17 protein-coding genes are annotated in these 16,857 nt (G+C 68.9%); 10 read left to right on the plus strand and 7 right to left on the minus strand.

Translation table 11 applies throughout. The features are described from left to right. Window positions 1–181 precede the first annotated feature (181 nt). Both ACP7AB_RS03985 and ACP7AB_RS03990 read right to left on the minus strand, forming a co-directional pair. Window positions 182–1,486 (minus strand): FAD/NAD(P)-binding protein, encoded by a 1,305-nt coding sequence (locus tag ACP7AB_RS03985; RefSeq protein ID WP_425990303.1) that lies wholly within the window; start codon window positions 1,484–1,486, stop codon window positions 182–184. A gap of 477 nt (window positions 1,487–1,963) precedes the next feature. Continuing rightward, entirely contained in the window at window positions 1,964–3,463 is a 1,500-nt protein-coding gene (locus ACP7AB_RS03990; protein ID WP_425990301.1) for a phosphomannomutase/phosphoglucomutase, read from the minus strand. 173 nt (window positions 3,464–3,636) lie between these two features. Between ACP7AB_RS03990 and gpmA the strand changes: the two genes are divergently transcribed. From gpmA to ACP7AB_RS04010, 4 genes are all read left to right on the plus strand, one after another. Next, window positions 3,637–4,350: a 2,3-diphosphoglycerate-dependent phosphoglycerate mutase gene (gene gpmA / locus ACP7AB_RS03995; protein ID WP_425990300.1), complete on the plus strand. Its 714-nt coding sequence runs from the start codon at window positions 3,637–3,639 to the stop codon at window positions 4,348–4,350. Continuing rightward, a complete protein-coding gene (locus ACP7AB_RS04000; protein WP_425990298.1) occupies window positions 4,347–4,994 on the plus strand; it encodes a bifunctional diaminohydroxyphosphoribosylaminopyrimidine deaminase/5-amino-6-(5-phosphoribosylamino)uracil reductase RibD in 648 nt (215 codons plus the stop codon). The genes gpmA and ACP7AB_RS04000 overlap by 4 nt, the downstream gene beginning before the upstream one ends. 116 nt (window positions 4,995–5,110) lie before the next feature. After that, entirely contained in the window at window positions 5,111–6,382 is a 1,272-nt protein-coding gene (locus ACP7AB_RS04005; protein WP_425990296.1) for a pentapeptide repeat-containing protein, read from the plus strand. Further along, window positions 6,379–7,632, plus strand: coding sequence for a pentapeptide repeat-containing protein (locus tag ACP7AB_RS04010; RefSeq protein WP_425990294.1), 1,254 nt, complete (start codon window positions 6,379–6,381; stop codon window positions 7,630–7,632). The genes ACP7AB_RS04005 and ACP7AB_RS04010 overlap by 4 nt, the downstream gene beginning before the upstream one ends. A gap of 54 nt (window positions 7,633–7,686) precedes the next feature. Here the strand turns inward: ACP7AB_RS04010 and ACP7AB_RS04015 are convergent, their stop codons facing one another. Further along, complete coding sequence (locus ACP7AB_RS04015) at window positions 7,687–8,154, minus strand: Hsp20 family protein (RefSeq protein ID WP_425990292.1); 468 nt, start codon at window positions 8,152–8,154, stop codon at window positions 7,687–7,689. Window positions 8,155–8,401: 247 nt separating this feature from the next. Between ACP7AB_RS04015 and ACP7AB_RS04020 the strand changes: the two genes are divergently transcribed. The 3 genes from ACP7AB_RS04020 to ACP7AB_RS04030 all read left to right on the plus strand — a co-directional run bounded on the left by ACP7AB_RS04020 (window position 8,402) and on the right by ACP7AB_RS04030 (window position 11,243). After that, the gene (locus tag ACP7AB_RS04020) at window positions 8,402–9,232 is read left to right on the plus strand and encodes a class I SAM-dependent methyltransferase (protein WP_425990290.1); all 831 of its coding nucleotides are present in this window, start codon (window positions 8,402–8,404) and stop codon (window positions 9,230–9,232) included. Window positions 9,233–9,357: 125 nt separating this feature from the next. Next, window positions 9,358–10,221 (plus strand): class I SAM-dependent methyltransferase, encoded by an 864-nt coding sequence (locus ACP7AB_RS04025; RefSeq protein WP_425990288.1) that lies wholly within the window; start codon window positions 9,358–9,360, stop codon window positions 10,219–10,221. After that, window positions 10,218–11,243, plus strand: a complete 1,026-nt coding sequence (locus tag ACP7AB_RS04030) for an alpha/beta fold hydrolase (protein WP_303694751.1) — start codon at window positions 10,218–10,220, stop codon at window positions 11,241–11,243. The genes ACP7AB_RS04025 and ACP7AB_RS04030 overlap by 4 nt, the downstream gene beginning before the upstream one ends. A 22-nt stretch (window positions 11,244–11,265) precedes the next feature. Here the strand turns inward: ACP7AB_RS04030 and ACP7AB_RS04035 are convergent, their stop codons facing one another. From ACP7AB_RS04035 to ACP7AB_RS04050, 4 genes are all read right to left on the minus strand, one after another. After that, entirely contained in the window at window positions 11,266–11,817 is a 552-nt protein-coding gene (locus ACP7AB_RS04035) for a CC0125/CC1285 family lipoprotein (protein WP_425990286.1), read from the minus strand. Between the two features lie 84 nt (window positions 11,818–11,901). Next, entirely contained in the window at window positions 11,902–12,540 is a 639-nt protein-coding gene (locus ACP7AB_RS04040; protein ID WP_426046102.1) for a LysE family translocator, read from the minus strand. Next, entirely contained in the window at window positions 12,537–13,367 is an 831-nt protein-coding gene (locus ACP7AB_RS04045) for a S1 family peptidase (RefSeq protein ID WP_425990282.1), read from the minus strand. The genes ACP7AB_RS04040 and ACP7AB_RS04045 overlap by 4 nt, the downstream gene beginning before the upstream one ends. A 10-nt stretch (window positions 13,368–13,377) precedes the next feature. Further along, complete coding sequence (locus tag ACP7AB_RS04050) at window positions 13,378–13,821, minus strand: DUF350 domain-containing protein (protein WP_303694747.1); 444 nt, start codon at window positions 13,819–13,821, stop codon at window positions 13,378–13,380. Between the two features lie 155 nt (window positions 13,822–13,976). Here ACP7AB_RS04050 and ACP7AB_RS04055 point away from each other — a divergent pair, with 155 nt between their 5' ends. From ACP7AB_RS04055 to ACP7AB_RS04065, 3 genes are all read left to right on the plus strand, one after another. Further along, complete coding sequence (locus ACP7AB_RS04055; protein ID WP_425990485.1) at window positions 13,977–14,402, plus strand: (deoxy)nucleoside triphosphate pyrophosphohydrolase; 426 nt, start codon at window positions 13,977–13,979, stop codon at window positions 14,400–14,402. A 22-nt stretch (window positions 14,403–14,424) separates the two neighbouring features. Next, window positions 14,425–14,601: a Flp family type IVb pilin gene (locus ACP7AB_RS04060; protein ID WP_425990280.1), complete on the plus strand. Its 177-nt coding sequence runs from the start codon at window positions 14,425–14,427 to the stop codon at window positions 14,599–14,601. A 67-nt stretch (window positions 14,602–14,668) separates the two neighbouring features. Further along, a complete protein-coding gene (locus tag ACP7AB_RS04065) occupies window positions 14,669–16,846 on the plus strand; it encodes a protein-disulfide reductase DsbD family protein (protein WP_425990278.1) in 2,178 nt (725 codons plus the stop codon). Window positions 16,847–16,857: the final 11 nt, after the last annotated feature.

A 16,857-nucleotide genomic window follows, 5' to 3' on the forward strand; every position in this document is an offset into this window, starting at 1 on the left:
GCGCGAGGGCGCCTTCCGCTAGATATCTCACCGTGCACCCCGGCGAAGGCCGGGGTCCAGATGGAGAAGACGGTGGCTTGATCAGCGATCCCGGTGCGACATCCCGGCCGCTTTGGTCCTTGATCTGGATCCCGGCCGTCGCCGGGATGCACGGTGAAAGGGGCCGGGATGTCTGTTGGAGTTAGGCCACCAGCGCCAGGACCACATCCTCGATCCGCTTCCTGATATCCGGCACGGCGATCGTCTCCCAGAATGCGGCGCGGGCTGGCGGGCCGAGCACGAACAGTCGTGGATCGGCGTCTCCTTCGGCCGCCAGCACCCGGCCGGAGGCGTCCAGCTCCAGCCCCAGCCGCAACGGATCCAGCCGGGCCCGGCCGTCGATCAGCAGGGGGCCGGTCACGGGATCGGCCTCGGGCGCATGGCCGGGGCCGGTGCAGTCGATCAGCCAGCGGGCGGTCAGCGGTTCCCGGGCCGGGCCCTGACGCGGACGCCAGTCGAGACGGACGCCGTCGGCATCGGCCGTGATCGCCTTTACCCGGCCGGAGACGACGGCGAGCCGACCCTCGGCCAGCAGCCGGTCGATATGGGCGCCGATCTGCGGCGCCAGCCGGTGGCGGTGGACGTCCCACCACGGCCGCAGGTGGCGCACGATCCGGCCGCGCGTGGCGATATCGGCCTCGCCCCACAGGTCGGCGGTGATGGGGCGCAGGCCCTCCATCATCTCGCGCCAGCCCGAGCGGGCCGAAACCTTTCGCGCCTCGGCCAGACGCGCGGACAGCGGACCGTTCAACAGGGCCGGCGATGCCCGTGCAGGCGGATCGGGAAGCTCGCCGTGCGCCCGGGGCAGCAGGCCGCGTCGGGACAGGGCCATCGCCCGCCCGCGCCAGCCGCGTCCCTCCAGCGACAGCAGCATATCGACCATGGTCAGGCCCGTGCCGACGATCAGGATGTCGTCTTCGGCGCCGACGGGATCGAGCGCGCCCGGCGCCCAGGGATCGGAGATGACCGCGCCCGCCTCGCCCGAGGTCGTGCGCGGGGCCGGATTGCCGGTGGTCAGGACGACGGCGTCGGCGGCGATGCGGCGGCCGTCGGACAGGGCGACGCCGCCAGCTTCCAGGCCCGCGACCTCCCCGACCACGCGTTCGATCCGGCCGGGATGGGCGGTCTCGATCTCGGCCAGCCTCGCCTGGACATAGCGGCCGAAGATCATCCGCGGCGCGAACCCCTCCGGGTCGGCATGGTCGGGCGCATTGGTCTCCAGCCAGCGGACGAAATGATCGGGACGGTCGGCCAGGGCGCTCATCCGCGCGGAGCGGACGTTGAGCAGATGCCCTTCGAACGGCGTCGAATAGGCGACGCCCAGACCGAAGTCCGGCGTCCGGTTGATCAGGATGGAGTTGGTCCCGCGTTCGGCCAGCCGCGCCGCGAGCATGGCCCCCGAGAAGCCGCCCCCGACTATGGCGACCCTGTCGATCCGTCCCGTCACGCCGCCTCCCGCCCGTTGCGGCGGTTCTGGACCGCGCCGGGCCGGGGGTCAAACTTCAGGGTCTGCCGCCCAGCTATCAATCACGTGCCAGAAAATGCTCGTGCATCCCCGCGAAGGCGGGGACCCAGGCTTGAGCCGTCTGCCGGACCGGCAGAGTTTCGAACCTCAGCAACGGGGTAGCGATCATGGATTCAAAACCTGGGTCCCCGCCTTCGCGGGGATGCACGGATTTTGGAGGCCATGCCCATCAACGGATCGCCCGAATCCGCCTTGGAAATCAATCGTCGACTCTAACGAGAGGCCTTTTATCCATCACGGCCTGAAACGCCCTTACACTCGTCATCCTCACGTAAAAAACGCTCGGGTCATCCGGACGCTTCGGACGGTGCTTTGAAGTGTGGCCGCGTGCGATCCGGACTCCCCGGACTCGGCGGAGTCTGTTTTTGAGTCCGGACGCGGCGCAAGGGAAAGGAGGCCTCAGATTTCCTGGTTGTAGGCGCCGACCTCGGGGTGGGCGGCGAGGCGGGGCTTCACCTCCTTGTGGAACAGGGCGCGCATATCGTCTTCCGACCGCATCGACTCGACCACCACGACCATCTCCGGCTTGTTCGAGGAGGCGCGGACCAGGACCCACGATCCGTCCTCCAGATGCACCCGCGCGCCGTTGACCGTGATGACCTCGACGATCTTGCGGCCCAGGATCGAGCCGCCCTCGGCTGCCAGTTTCTCGTATTCGGCCACGACCCTGGCCAGGACGTCGTATTTGATCTCGTCGTCGCAGTGGGGCGACATGGTCAGGCTGGTCCAGGCGTCGGGCAGGGACGACTTCAGCTGCGACAGGGTCTTGCCCGGATTGCGGTCCAGCATCTGCAGGACGGCGGCGGCGGCGACCAGTCCGTCGTCGTAGCCACGACCGATCGGGTTCGCGAGGAAGAAGTGGCCCGACTTCTCGAACCCGGCCAGGGCGCCCAGTTCGGCGGTCTTGCGCTTGATGTAGGAGTGGCCGGTCTTCCAGTAGACTGTGGTGGCGCCATTGGCCTTCAGCACCTCGTCGGTCTTGTAGAGGCCGGTCGATTTCACATCGACGACGAAGGTGGCGTTGGCATGCAGGGCCGACAGGTCGCGGGCCAGAAGCAGACCGATCTTGTCGGCGAAGATTTCCTCGCCGGTGTTGTCCACAACGCCGCAGCGGTCGCCGTCGCCGTCGAAGCCCAGGGCGAGGTCGGCGCCGGTCTCCTTCACCCGCGCCGCCATCTGCATCAGCATGGCGTGGTCTTCGGGGTTCGGATTGTATTTGGGGAAGGTATAGTCGAGGTCGCAGTCCATCTCGATGACCTCGCAGCCCATGCGGCGCAGGGCCTCGGGGGCGAAGGCGCCGGCCGTGCCGTTGCCGCAGGCGCAGACCACCTTCAGCGGGCGGCTCAGCCTGATCGAACCGACCACCTCCTGAAGGTAGGGCTCGCGGAAATTCTCGACCCGCTCCAGACGCCCGCCGGGCCGCGCGACGCCGATTCCCTCAAGGACGATCTCCTTGAGCCGGCCGATCTCCTCGGGGCCGAAGGTGACGGGCGGATTGGTGCCCATCTTGACGCCGGTCCAGCCGTTCTCGTTGTGCGAGGCGGTGACCATGGCGACGCAGGGGGCCTCCAGCGCGAACTGGCCGAAATAGGCCATCGGCGACAGGGCCAGACCGATGTCCAGCACCTCCATCCCGCCTTCCAGCAGGCCGATGATCAGGGCGTGCTTCACGGTCGAGGAATAGGAGCGGAAGTCGTGCCCGACGACGATGCGCGGCTGGATGCCGCTCTCGTGGACATAGGTGGCCAGCGCAAGTCCGAGGGCCTGGATGCCGAGCAAGTTTATCTCTTTTTCCAGAATCCAGCGCGCGTCGTATTCCCGGAAGCCTGTCGGCTTGACCAAGGGAATGGTTTCGAATTCGAAGGTGTTCGGAACCAGGTCCTGGCGGGGCTTCAGCATGCGATGTCCTTGAAGGCAGGGGGATTCCGGTCGCGGCGGTATAGACGCAGGGACGCAGGCGGACAACAACGCCCGAGCCCTGATATCGCTGCACTGCGAAGGCCGTGCGACGCCCTCCGGCTTGACCCTCGCGGGACGCCGCCCTACCCCCAAAGGTGAATTTCGGAGAACCCATGTCCCGCCTGATCCTGTTGCGCCACGGCCAGAGCCAATGGAACCTCGAGAACCGTTTCACGGGCTGGGTCGACGTCGACCTGACCGCTGAGGGCGAGGCCCAGGCGCGGCGTGGCGGCGAACTGATCGCCGGGGCGGGGTTCAAGCCCGCCGTGATGTTCACCTCGGTCCTGACGCGGGCGAAACGCACCGGCGCCCTGGCCCTGTCGTCGGCCGGGCTGAAGGCTGTGCCGGTGATCGAGGACTGGCGGCTGAACGAGCGCCATTACGGCGGCCTGACCGGGCTGGACAAGGCCGAGACCGCCCTGAAGCACGGCGAGGACCAGGTGAAGATCTGGCGTCGCAGCTACGACATCCCGCCGCCGCCGCTGGAGGCGGGCAGCGAGTGGGATTTCGCGGGCGATCCCCGCTACGCCGGCCAGGCCATTCCCGACACCGAGAGCCTGAAGACCACGCTCGACCGCGTCCTGCCCTACTGGAACGAAGCCATCGCGCCGCGTCTGAAGGTCGGCGAGGACGTGCTGATCGCCGCCCACGGCAATTCCCTGCGCGCCATCGTCAAACATCTGTTCGACGTGCCCGACGATCGGATCGTCGGGGTCGAGATCCCCACCGGAAATCCGCTGGACATCGACCTGGACGCCGACCTGAAGCCCGTTTCGGCCCGTTATCTGGACGCCGGCCGCGCCACCGCACTCCCGGCGATTTCATGAGCGACGACCCCGCCCGTCGCGGCGTGAGCGACGATGATGTCTTCATGCGCCGGGCCATCGACCTGGCGCTGGACCGGATGGGCGAGACCTGGCCCAATCCGGCGGTGGGTTGTGTCATCGTCAAGGACGGCAGGCTGCTGGCCGAGGCTGCGACGGCCGCGGGGGGACGCCCCCACGCCGAGGAACAGGCCGTGCCGGCTGCCGGCGCCGAGGTCGAGGGCGCGACCGCCTATGTGACGCTGGAGCCCTGCGGGGCCCGGTCGTCGGGTCGGGCGTCCTGCGCCCAGTTCCTCGCCGAGGCGAAGATCGCCCGCGTCGTGGTGGCGGCGCTGGATCCCTCGCCGTTCGCCTCCGGCCGGGGCACCGAACGGCTCCGTCAGGCGGGCCTCGTGGTCGAGACCGGCCTGATGAAGGACGAGGCGGCCGTCCTGTCCGAAGGGTTCCTGCACCGGCTCGAGACCGGGCGGCCGATGGTTCGCATCAGCGCCGACGGCAAGGGTTTCGACGCCCGCTTCGCCGCCTCGGCTCGCGCCGACCTGGTCACCGAGCTGAAGCGGCTGGGCGAGGCCGGCTATACGCGCTTGTGGACCGCCCCCGGCGAACTGGCCGACGCCCTGGCCGAGCAGGGCCTGCTGAGTTCGTAGCGGCCTGACGACCGGCCTGGCCAATTGAGGCCGATAGCGACTGACTCACTGATATTTTGCGGAAAATCAGTGTTTCCGAAAACCTTCCTTAAGCGGACGCGTCCCATCATGTGGCCATGTCAGCGGTTCAGGAAGGCGTCCTTCGACGTCGCATCACCCAGCAGGAAGTCGACGCCGTCTGCGCGCGTCACGACCGCCTGTGGCAGGCGCGCCCCGGCGGCGCGCGGGCAGTATTCGCCTGGATGGACCTGTCTGGCCTCAGCCTGAAGGGTCGCAATCTTGCTGATGCCGACTTCTCCGCCGCCGCGATGATCGGCTGCGACCTGACGGGCTGCAAGCTGGACAACGGATCCTTCTTCGGCGCGGACATGCAGGACGCGATCCTGGTCGAGGCGTCGATGCGCCGCGCGGACCTGCGCGGCGCCTGCCTGCGAGGCGCGGATCTGTCGGGAGCGGACCTGTTCGAGGCGGACCTGCGCGAAGGCACGATCGCCTCGGCGGACCGCAAGGTCGGCTTCCGCGTGCTGGAAGCCAAAGGCCGTGATGTCACCCAGGCCCGGGGCGCCAGTCTGGTCGGCGCCAATTTGCAGCGGTCGCGCCTGTCGGGCATCGCGGCCCAGTCGGCGGACTTCTCCGACGCCATCATGAAGGACTGCAAGCTGGTCCGGGCGAACCTGAAACAGGCTAATTTCCGAGGCGCGGACCTGGCGGGCGCCGACATGTCCGGGGCCGACCTGACCGGCGCGGATCTGCGCGACGCCATTCTGGTCGGGGTGATCTCGTCCTCGTGGCGCACCGATGGCGCCAATCTGGACGGCGCCCTGACCGACAAGGGTTCGGCCGGCGAACCGGTGGCCCAGCTGCCGGCGGCCGAGATGCTGCACGAACATGCCAACTGGTGCGAGACCGGCGGGGTCGAGGGCCAGCCCTCGGTGTTCGACGACGTCGATCTGCGCGGCCTGGGTTCGATCACAGGCCTTAACCTGACCGCACTGTCGGCGAAGCGCGCCGTGTTCTACGGCCTGAACATGGAAGGGGTGCAGTTGCAGGGGGCGCATCTCGAGGGGGCGGACCTGAGGTCGGTCAACCTGCGCCGGGCCGACCTGCGCGGGGCGCGACTCGTCGGGGCGCGGCTGAATGGGGCGGACCTGCGCGAGGCGCAACTGGGGCCGTTGATGCTCGGGCCCGAGCGGCTTCTGCCCGCCGACCTGACTGAAGCCGTGCTGCGCTCGGTCGATTTTTCCGGGGCGGATCTGCGGCGCTGCGTTCTTGCGGGCGCGGATCTAACCCGGGCCGGGATGCATGGCGCCCAGACGCGCCATGCCGATTTCACAGACGCGGTTCTCGCCGGGGTCCGCGGACTTCAGCGGGAGGGAGAACCGGCATGACCATGACCCGACGCCGCCTCGGACAGGGCGATTTCGACATGTTCGCCGCCGCCCATGAGCGGTTCGTCACCGGCAGGCCGGGCGGGCGCAAGCTTTCGCTGAAATTCATCGACCTGACCGGCGTCTCGATGGCGCACCGGATCCTGGACGACGCCGACTTCTCTGGTTCGATCCTGGAGAACTGCAACATGGCCGGGGCGCGGCTGGAACGCGCGATCCTGTTCGGCTGCGACCTGCGCGGCGCCGATCTGACACGGGCCTGCCTGAGGCGGGCGGATATCCGGGGAACCTGTCTGCAGGGCGCCGACCTGTCCGAGGCGGACCTGACCCAGGCCGATTTCCGCGAGGGCGTCATCGCCGTCCCGCATGAGACCAGGGGTCTCGCCTCGGCCCGCCATGAAACCCGCCAGGGGCTGGCCGATGGAGCCCGGTTCGCGGGAGCCACTCTGGACGGCTCGCGTTTCGACGGCGTCAGCGCCTGCAAGGCCGATTTCACCGACTGCTCGATGCGCGGCGCTCGGCTGAACGGCGCCAATCTGAAGGATGCGGACCTGTCCGGCGCCCTGCTGGAAGGCGCCGATGTCGGCGGGGCCAATCTGGCGGGCGCGCGCCTGTGCGGCGCCATCCTGACCGGCGTGGCCATGGATCGGGCCAGGCTGGACCGAACCGACACGACCGGCTCGATCCGCGAGCCCGACGCGGCGACCATCGCCCGGGCCGAGGAACTCTATCAGATCGCGCTGGACGCCAACGCCTGGGCCGAAAGCGGCGGTGTCCTGGGCGGGCCGGCGGTTCTGGACGGCGAGGATCTTCGCCCGCTCGGCGATCGGCTGAAGGGGCTGAAACTCTCGGCCATGAGCGCCAAGGGCGCCTGTCTGGCGGGTCTCGACCTGCGCGGCGCCCAGCTGCAGGGGGCCAATTTCGAAAAGGCCGATCTGCGCGGCGCGCTGCTGGGTAAGGCGGACCTGCGCGGAGCCCGCTTCGGCGAGGCCCTGATGACCAAGGTCGATCTGACAGCCGCCGACATCAGCCCGCTGCCCCTGGGTCCGACCCGCTGCGTGCCGTCGAACCTCGGTGGAGCGCGCATGCGCTATGCCGAACTGGTCCGTGCAGACCTGTCGAAGGCCAATCTAACGGGCGCGGACCTGTCCGGCGCCAACGCCACGGGGGCGAAGCTGGACGGCGCGACCCTGACCGACGCCCGTCTCGACCGCGTCACAGGCCTCGTCCAGCCGGCGGTCGCCGCCTGACAAAAAAGGGCGGCCCGAGGACCGCCCTTTCCCTTCATTCGCGAAGGCCGAGGCTTACGCCGCTTCGCCTTCGATCAGAGCCGCAGTCGGCGCACCCGTCGCGATCTCGATGCGCCGAGGCTTGAGGGCCTCAGGCAGCTCGCGCTTCAGGCTGACGGCCAGGAGACCGTTGTCGAGCGAAGCTTCGGTCACCACCACATAGTCAGCCAGCTGGAAGCGGCGCTCGAAGTCGCGCTCGGCCAGGCCGCGATGCAGATAGGTGCGGTTCGCCGACGCATCGTCATTGGCGGTCTTGCGGCCGATGACGGTGAGCAGGTTTTCCTTGACCTCGATGTTCAGCTCGTCGGGCCTGAAGCCGGCGACGGCGATCTCGATCCGATAGGCGTTCTCGCCCGTCGTCTCGATATTGTAGGGCGGCCAGCCGGTCTCCGGGCCAGTGCGCGCGGCGCTTTCGAGAAGGCCGGCCAGGCGGTCGAAGCCCACGGCGGAACGATAGAGGGGGGTGAAGTCGATGGTACGCATGTCGATCTCCTGATCATCAGCAAGATTGAGCCGCTCCGCGTTGCCCGGAGCAGCGGTGGGAATCAGTCCGAGCAGTCCCTGTTGGGCCCCGTCCGGTCTGCGAGAGCCCGGGATCGGCGCTCTCAGATGAACAGGTGGGATGCCTGAGTGCGACGTCAAGGGCGGGCCGGTTGCGGGATCGTCACTTGCCCGCGTGCGACCTGTCCGTAAGGTGCCGCCCAACCCTTCCTCTGTTTCGGAGCCGACCATGCGCGCGTCCAGACTCGTCCTTGTCACCACCCTCGCCCTGCTCTCGGCAGGAGCCGCCGCCGCCCAGACCGCACCTTCCTCTGGAGAGACCCCAGCCCAGCGCGAGGCGCGACGTGAGGCCATGCCGCCGCCGGTGCTTCAGGAGGATGAGGCGCTCCAGGCCGCGATCGGCTCGGATACGCGCCCGGCCGCAGATGTCGCGCGTGACGCCTTCCGCCATCCGTTCGAGACCCTGACCTTCTGGGGGCTGACGCCCGGCTCGACCGTGGTCGAGATCGAACCCGGTCGGGGCGGCTGGTGGAGCGCGATCCTGCAGCCCTACGCCCAGGCGACCGGCGGGACCTATGTCCCCGTCAATCGTCCGCTGGAAGGGATGGTCGTGGCTGACGGCACGGCGGACATGATCGTCGTCGCCCGCGCCTTCCACAACTGGCACCGCTCGAACCCGCAGCGCACCGGCCCCTACCTGGCGGCCTTCTTCAAAGCCCTGAAACCGGGCGGCATCCTGGCCGTGGAACAGCACCGCGCCTTTGAGGGGCTGAACGCGGATGTCACTGCGCCCACCGGCTATGTCCCGGAAAGCCATGTCATTCATGCCGCGCAGGCGGCCGGCTTCGTGCTGGAGGCACGCAGCGAGCTGAACGCCAATCCCGGGGACGACCGCAACCACCCGTTCGGGGTCTGGACCCTGCCGCCGGTGCGGACCAGCGCCGCGCGCGAAGGCAACGCCACCGATCGGGCGACGCCCCTGACCGAGGCCGAACGGACCGAATATGACGCCGTCGGCGAGAGCGATCGGATGACCCTGAGGTTCCGCAAGCCCGCCTGAGTTTCAAGCCTTTGACGGCATTGGCGAACCCCTCTATCCCAACCCGATCCGGGGCGACGGCCGGCTGGGGAGAGTTGATGCGGGATCAGGCGCGGATAGGGCGAACGGGACCATCGCGTCGGGCCATGCTGTCCGGCGTCGGTCTCGTGCTGATCTGCGGCGTCGCGGCCTGTGGCCGGAAGGAAGAGGAGACCGCCGACCCCGAGGCTCCCGCCGGACCGCCGGAAGGCTCACTCGAATGGGCCATCCAGGGGCCATGGCGAGCCGCCGACCGGCCGCGTGACATCTATCGCCACCCCCTGGAGACGCTGCGCTTCTTCGGCCTGCAACCGTCGATGCATGTGGTCGAGTTTTGGCCGGGCAGCGGCTGGTACACCGAAATCCTGGCCCCCTATCTCGCCAAGGGCGACGGCGAATACTACGGCGCGGGCTTCGCGACCGGGCCGGGGACAGATCCTGCCCAGGCGGCTCTGGTGGCCAATTTCGAGCGCCGGTTCGGTTCGGACCGCAGGCTGTACGGCGACGTGAAGTTCAGCGCCTTCGGGTCCGGGACCGGACCCGTGGCGCCGGCCGGGACCGCCGACATGGCTCTGTTCATGCGTAACATCCACGCCTGGATGGCGGCGGGCATCGCCGAAAAAGCTTTCGCGGACGCCTATGCCGCCTTGAAGCCCGGCGGCGTCCTTGGCGTGGAGCAGCACCGGCTGGCTCCCGACGGGGATCAGGATCCGGCCGCCTCCAACGGCTATGTTCAGGAGGCGTTCGTCAAACAGCTGGCGGCCGAGGCCGGGTTCATCTTCGTCGCCGCTTCCGAGATCAACGCCAACCCGGAAGACACAAAGGACCACCCCTTCGGCGTCGAGACCCTGCCGCCGCGCCTCTTGACGGCGGCCCAGGGTGAGGCGCCCGACCCGGCGTTTGATTCCGCCAAATACCGCGCGATCGGCGAAAGCGATCGCATGACCTTGAAGTTCAGGAAGCCCGAGTGAACCGCGCCGCCGCCTTCGCTGCCAATGCCCCGCTGATGGGCGTGCCCGGAGCCGCCGCCCCGCCCGGAGGGGTCGGCGAATGGTTCCGGGGCGCGGGGGGCCTGCGTCTGCGCGCTGCCTTCTGGACCCCGTCCGCCCTGGTCGCGCCGAAGCCGCGAGGCACTGTGGTGCTGTCGCCGGGCCGGACCGAACCGATAGAGAAATATTTCGAGGTCATCGGCAACTTCCTCGCGCGCGGGTGGTGCGTCCTGGCCCACGACTGGCGCGGCCAGGGCCTGTCGGCGCGACTGCTGCCGGACCGGTTGAAGGGTCACGCCCGCGCGGTAGAGGAGTTCCAGGACGACTACGCCCGGCTGCTGGACGCGTTCGAGACGCGCGCGCCCAAGCCCTGGATCATGGTCGGCCACTCGATGGGCGGGGTGCTGAACCTGCTCTGCCTGGAGGCCGGCGAGACCCGGTTCGCCGGGGCTGTCCTGTCCAGTCCCATGCTACGCATCAAGACCGGCAAACGGTCGATGTGGTCGGTCAAGCTGGCGGTGCGCTGGAACGTGCGCCACGGCAAGGCCGGCGACTTCGTGCTGGACGACGCTGACGATCCCTTTGACCATACGTTCGAGAAGGACGCACTGACGTCCGACGAGACCCGCTACGAACTGTGGCGTCAGCAGCTCTACGCCTGTCCGCACCTGGCGGTCGGCGGCCCCACCTGGGGCTGGCTGGCGTTCGGCATCGACGCGGGCGAAAGATCGCTGAAGCCCAAGGCGCTCAAGTCGGTCCAGATTCCCTGCACCATCGTGCAGGCGGGCGACGACGACCGCGTCTGGAAACAGACCAACCGCTGGGCCGCCAAGCGGCTTGGCCGAGGTCGCTATGTCGAGATCGATCACGCCAAGCACGAGGTCATCATGGAGACGGACGACCTGCGGGCGATCTTCCTGAACGAGTTCGACGCGATGGCGGACTATGTCTCGCCGATCGCCGACCTCGAGCCGGCAAGGGCGGAATCCGAAGCGGTGGCCTGAGCCGCTGCTTCGGATGCCTTGATTACATCGGGCGAGTGACGCTGCCGCCGATGTTGGCGATCACTTCGCGGGCGTCGAAGGCGTTGGCGTCGCCGGAGGGCTTGGCGCCGCGACCCATCACGATTTCGGTGGTCGCCTCGTATCGGTCGATCTGGCGAACGTCGAAGTCGTCGCGGCCCCAGAACGGATCGTTCCACCGGCTCCAGCCGCGCGGGCCATAGTAGCGCCACGACGGGCCCCAGAACGGGCTGTAGCGGTTGAAGAACGGATCGCCGATGGTCTGGTAGCGGGTGTCGCGATCGGTGGCGCGATTGACCGTTGAGAACCAGTCGTAGCCGTTCTCGACTGTCAATTCGGCCGAGCGCAGCAAGAGGCCCATCTCGACCTGGTCGCGCGAGGTGACAGAGTTGCCTGAGAAGCTGACGCGATAACGGTCATTCTCCAACCGCTGCTCGGCATAGCCCCCGCGCTGGCCATTGTAGCCGGCAGGGGCGTAGGCGGTGGAGGTGGCGCAGGCCGCCAGCGTCAGGGCTGAGGCGGCCACCACGAGAAGGGATTTGATCGAAGAGGTCATTGGGGGCTCCTGAACTCGAGCAGAAAATCCGTCATTTCACCTGAACGGCGCATGAACAGGGACGTTCCGCCAACCCACAAACCTCTATAATCGCGAGACAATCAGGACCGCGGCAATCAGAAGCAGGGAGCCGACGAAGACACCGAAGCCGCGCCGGAAACGAGGCTCGCCCATCCGCCGCGCCAGAACGGCACCGCTGAGACCGTAGGCGCTCATGGTCAGGACGTCCATGCCGATGACCGCGACCGCGAACAGGGCCAGTTGGGGTGCGGCGGGACGGTCGATATCGAGGAAGGGGGGCAGGACGGCGGTGAAGAAAAGCACCGCCTTCGGATTGGCGATCTGCACCAGGAAACCATCGACGAAGGCGGGTCGGCGCAGGTGGGTTCGGCCCTCGGTCGAGACCTCGCCCGGGGCAGGTTTGAACGCGGATCGGATCGAGGACGCGCCCAGCCAGGCGACATAGAGGGCGCCGGCGACCGCGACCCAGCGAAACACCTCGGGAAAAGCGGTCACCAGGGCGCCGAGTCCAAGCGCGGCGGCGCCGAACCAGACCAGGGTCGCCACGTTCATGCCGGCCACAGCGATCAGCACCGCCCGCCTGCCGCGCTCCATGCCGGTGGCGATGGAGAAAAGGTTGGCGGGCCCCGGCGTCACAGCCATGACCATCATCACGCCCAGGAAGACGAGATAGAGATGCGGATCGACGGGCAGGGCGCTCACCTCGACAGACAGACCACCTGGGCGACCCGCAGGTCGCGGCGCAGGTCGTCCGAGACCCGGCCATAATTATCGACGGTGACAGGCTCGCCCAGCAACTGTTCGTCCGCCTGCTGTTCCCCCCGGATGGCGGGGCCCAGGGTGTCGGGCGCGGTGGTGTAGAGCCGTCCCCGGCGCGGCGCCTCGGCGATGGTCAGGGCGACGACCCGTCCCCGCCTGTCCAGCACGGGGGCGCCGGACAGGCCCGCGAGCGTGCCCTCCAGCCCGGAGGTTCGCCCGACCTCGGCCCAGGCCAGCACGGGCTCGTCATGGGCGCCGCGTCCCCGGACCTTTAGCGTCTCGCGGCCGAGCAGGCGCGAGGTGACCTCGCCCGGCCTGCCCTGCGGGAAACCGGGATGGAAGGCCCGCTGGCCGACGTACAGTGGCGTCTGGGTCGTGACAGGCAGGGCGGGCGGACCGCCGGCGGTGATCAGAAGGGCGATGTCGGCCCGGGGCGACAGCCGCACATCGGCCGCCACGGCGCGACCGCCGCCGACGACCAGCGCCGGCCGACGACACCCCTCGACGACATGGCGCGCGGTCAGCCAGCGCCCGCGCCCGGCGATCGAGAAGGCGGTTCCGGCGACAGGCTGGAAGGGCGCGTCCGGCGCGGTCACCGTCACCGAAGGATCAAAGGGAGTGACGGGCCCCAGCAGGGCGCCCTCGATCTCGTCGGGCGGCGGGGGCGCGGGCGGGGCATCGGCGTTCTCGCGCCGACTGAGCGAACCCAGGACCAGGGCGAAGACCACGCTGGAATAGATCAGCCAGTCCGGCGGACGGGGAAAACGCATCCGCGCGAGCTCAGCCTGTCAGGGCGGCGGCGAGGATCAGGGCGGTCGCCAGCTTGGCCGACACCAGAAGCACGGCGGCGGAGATCTCGCCCTCCTGAATGCGTTGGGGAAGGCCGGTCAGGACCAGATCGACGATGCGGAAGGCCAGAAGCTGCAACACCAGGGTCGCCAGGCCCCACAGGACTATATCCGCCACTGAGGTCGACACCGACATCGACACCGCCAGAGGAATGGCGAGGCCGAGCAATACCCCGCCGAAGGCGACGCCGGCCGCGGCGTTGCCTTCCCGGATCAGGCTGATCTCCTTCCACGGCGTCAGGAGGGCGTAGATGACCGCTCCCGCGCCCAGCAGGCCGAAGGTGACCATGAGGTGGACGACCAGCACGGGGAATCCGCTGGCGAAGGCCTGGACCTCGGGGCTCGACAATGTGTCTGACAGGGAGGAGGGGGCCATGGCGGGCGGTAACGATCTCACGGTGAAGCCGTCGTACGCCGACGGAACGAAAGCAAAGCTGCTTGCCTGATTGTCGCCCCAATCCGCAAGGACGTGGCGGACACACTGGATGACCAATGATTGCAGTCGCGTTACGCCAGACGGTATTGGGCGGCATGACCGAAGCCGCCCTCCCCCCCGTTCTTCCCACCGTCCTTGTCGTCGCCGTCGCCCTGATCGACGTGGACGGCCGGGTGTTGATCGCCCAGCGACCCGAGGGCAAGGCGCTGGCGGGCCTGTGGGAGTTCCCGGGCGGCAAGGTCGAACCCGGCGAACGGCCCGAGGCGGCCCTGATCCGCGAACTGCACGAGGAGTTGGGCATCGACGTCAACGAGGCCTGTCTGGCCCCGTTCGTCTTCGCAAGCCACGCTTACGAATCGTTTCACCTCTTGATGCCACTGTACCTGTGCCGGCGCTGGTCCGGCGTGGTCGTCAAGCGCGAGCACGCCGCCCTCGCCTGGGTGAAGCCGAACATGCTGTCGGACTATCCCATGCCGCCCGCCGACGCCCCGCTGGTCGCCTGGTTGCGCGATCTTCTTTAGGTTTCGCCCAACGGAGGGCCGAATGATGCGCCTGATCCGCCGGTTCCTGAAAAGCGACAGCGGCGCCACCGCCATCGAATACGGACTGATCGTGGCGATGATCTTCCTGGTGATCGTCGGCGCCGTCTCCCTGTTCGCCGGCAAGGCCACAGGAACATTCGACAAGGTCTCGACCGCCGTGAGCGCCGCCACCAGCTAGGCGACGGCGTTCCTGTGACGGATTGGGCCGTGGCGGTGACGACCGCAGGCCGCTAAGGCTGCGGGCGATGTTGCGCCTTTTCGCCCTCCTCTTTTCGCTGCTGCTGTCGACAGCGCCGGCGCTGGCCCAGACGCCGGCGATCAGCCGCGCGCCCGCCTTCGCCCAGCCCGGCCCCCAACGCACGGTGCGGATCGAGGCCGAACTGGTCCCGATGAGCCAGTGGGCCGCGCCCGGCTCCACCGCCATCGTCGCCGTCCGCCAGATGATAGAGCCCGGTTGGCACACCTACTGGCGCAACCCGGGCGATTCCGGCGGCCCCACGACGCTTGACTGGACCCTGCCCGCAGGCGTCGTCGCCGGGGACATCGTCTGGCCGACGCCCGAACGCCAGCGTCTCCAGCACCTGATGAACTACGGCTACTCCGGCGAGGTGCTTCTGCCGGCGCCGATCGAGGTTCCGGCCGACGCCCGTCCCGGCTCCACCCTGCCCCTCATCGTCCGCGCCCTCTTCCTGGTATGCAGCGACGAGATGTGCGTGCCGGATGAGCTGACGCTCAGGCTCGACCTCCCGATCCGCCAGGGCGCGGCGCCGCTGGATGCCCGCTATGGCGCCGCGATCCAGGCCGTCGTCGAGACCGCACCCCGTCCCGCCGGCATCGCCGCCCGGGCTGTTCTGGAGGGCCGGACGCTGCAGCTGACCGCCACGGGAGGACCCCTCGCGGGTCTCGACCTCCGCCGTGCATGGTTCTTCCCGTTCGAGGCCGCTCTGATCGACCATTCCGCGCCCCAGCCGGGCGAGCGGGGGCCGGACGGGGTGACCCTGAACCTGTCCGTCGGCGGCAAGCTGGCGGCCGAGGGGCTGACCGGGCCGATCGGGGGCATCCTCGTCACCGACGACGGCGCCTGGGAGATCGAAGCCACTCCGGGCCCGGCCCTGACCGGCGCGGGCGGAGGCGGCGCGCTGGACCTGTCCGAGGGGCCGGCAGGCGGCGCGCCGTCGTCCTGGACGGGCTTCCTGCAGGCGGCGGCCTTCGCGCTTCTGGGCGGGCTGATCCTGAACCTCATGCCCTGCGTCTTCCCGATCCTGGCCATGAAGGCGGCCGCCCTGACCGCCGGCGCCCACGCGCCCGCAGAGGCGCGGCGAGACGGCCTGGCCTTTCTCGCAGGCGTACTGACGACCTTCCTCGTCCTGGCCGGAATCCTGCTCGCCTTACGGGCCGGCGGGCAGGCGGTGGGCTGGGGCTTCCAGCTTCAGTCGCCGGGCGTTGTGGCCGTCCTCGCCCTTCTGATGCTCGCCGTGGGCCTGAACCTGTCGGGCGTCTTCCATGTCGGCTCCGGTTTGCAGGCCGCGGGTTCGGGGCCCCTGTCACGGCTTTCCGGCGGGGTCGGCGCCTTCTTCACCGGCGTGCTGGCGGTGGTGGTGGCGGCGCCCTGCACCGCGCCCTTCATGGCCTTCGCCCTCGGGGCCGCCCTGCTGATGCCCTGGCCGATGGCGCTGGTCGTCTTCGTGATGCTGGGTCTGGGTCTGGCCCTGCCATATCTCATCGTCTCCCTTTCGCCGCGTCTGCTGGCGCGACTGCCTCGCCCCGGCGCCTGGATGGATCGGCTCAAGGGCCTGCTGGCCTTCCCCATGTACGGCGCGGGCCTGTGGCTGGTCTGGGTCTTCGCGCGGCAGGCTGGGGCAGATGCGCTGGGCGTCCTCTTCCTGGCGATCCTCTTCCTGGGTCTCGGCCTGTGGCTGGCGGGGATCAATCAGACCCGTCGCGCGCAAGGCGGGGCAACCGTGATCAGCGCCGTGACAGCGACCCTGTCCATCGTCGCCGCCATCGCCCTGACCGGCGTCGCCATCGGTCAGGCACGGGCGGAAGGCGGAGACGTCACGGCCGCATCCGGTCCGCTGGCCTCGCAACCCTGGTCTGTCGAGGCCGTGGCGGCGGCCCAGGCCGAGGGCCGGCCGGTGCTGGTCAACTTCACCGCCGACTGGTGCGTCACCTGCAAGATCAACGAGCGGACCTCGCTGAGCTCCCCCAGGGTCGCCGAGGCCCTGACGAAGGCGAACGCCGTCTATCTGGTCGGCGACTGGACGCGACGAGATGACGCGATCACCCGCGAGCTGGAGCGCCGACGACGCTCCGGCGTTCCGCTATACCTCTTCTACGCGCCCGGCTCGCCCGAGCCCCGCATCCTGCCCCAGCTCTTGACCGAAGGGGTCGTGATCGACGCCCTGGAGAGCGCCCGTCCCTGACTCGACCCGAA

Origin of the sequence: Brevundimonas sp. TWP3-1-2b1 (assembly GCF_049896165.1) — a bacterium.
Taxonomy (GTDB): Bacteria; Pseudomonadota; Alphaproteobacteria; order Caulobacterales; family Caulobacteraceae; genus Brevundimonas; species Brevundimonas subvibrioides_B.